This is a genomic window from Blautia sp. SF-50 (assembly GCF_900101315.1).
Taxonomy (GTDB): domain Bacteria; phylum Bacillota; class Clostridia; order Lachnospirales; family Lachnospiraceae; genus Blautia_A; species Blautia_A fusiformis.
Genome location: NZ_FMUW01000077.1, coordinates 1 through 1157, shown reverse-complemented (window position 1 = coordinate 1157; position 1157 = coordinate 1). Strand labels below are relative to the sequence as shown.

The following is a 1157-nucleotide window of genomic DNA, read 5'->3' as shown; positions in this document are numbered from 1 at the left end:
TGTTTCCTGATTGTATCACTTGAAACTTCCAGTACAATTCTGCCCGTGTAATTACGAACGAGCTTGCCTGTTTTATCTCTCTTGGTTAGATTGCTATGCCGTACTCTGATTTCATAACTGAGAAATTTCGCACTTTTTTGGGCATTGGTAATCAGCGTTTTCTCTTCTGATAGCTCCAACTGTAATTGTTCTTTGAGAAAATTCTTAAAATCTTCTTTTATTTTCTTACAATCCTCTTTCGAACCGATAACTCCGCACAGCCAATCATCAGCATATCTGACATAGACCAGCCTTGCATAATTGTTATCCATAGGGTCACTTGGGGGAATATTCACCCGTTCTTTTTCCAACTGCCTTATGCGTGCAATCGCATTTTCTCTTTCACAGTCGTCGTTTGCATTTTTCAATGCGATTCTGGCTTTGCTTAATTCGACTTCGTTCCTGCGGTACTCTTTTGTACGCATACGCTTTTTACCTTTTTTAAATTTTCGGACATACTCATTTACATACTTATCAAATTTATCCAAATAAATGTTTGCAAGAATAGGACTGATAATGCCACCCTGCGGTGTTCCCGAATAGGTGTTATGAAAAGTCCAATTCTCAATATAGCCTGCATTCAGAAATTTTCTTACCAGTCGAAGAAATCTCTCGTCATTGATACGTTCTCGTAAAATTCCAATCAACGTAGCATGGTTGATGTTATCAAAAAAACCTTTAATGTCTCCTTCGATAAACCATTTCACACCCGTGAAAGTTTTTTGAATTTCATTGAGTGCCGTATGACAGCTTCTATTAGGTCTGAACCCATGAGAAGTATTTTCAAAATGCCCCTCATAGATAGCTTCTAAAATCATTCTGATAACCTCTTGAAGCAATTTATCCTCAAAGGACGGTATTCCGAGTGGACGCATTTTTCCGTTCTTCTTTGGAATATAGGTTCTTCTTGCAGGTTTTGGCTGATAGCTTTCATCTTTGAGCGAAACTATGATTTTCCGTATTCTTTCGATACTCATACCGTCAACCGTTTGCTTGTCAGTACCTTTTGTCATACTTCCGTCATTGGAATAAATGTTTTGATAAGCGGTTAAGTACAGTTCCTCATTGTAGAGCAAACGGTATAAACGCTCGTACTTGTAATCTTTTTGGTTACTGTG

At 38.0% G+C, this 1157-nt stretch carries 1 protein-coding gene; it reads right to left on the bottom strand.

Annotation, left to right across the window (positions count from 1 at the left end):
* A partial coding sequence (locus tag BLP57_RS17535; RefSeq protein ID WP_442855628.1) for a reverse transcriptase/maturase family protein occupies window positions 1–1052 on the bottom strand: 1052 nt, incomplete at its 3' end.
* Window positions 1053–1157: the final 105 nt, after the last annotated feature.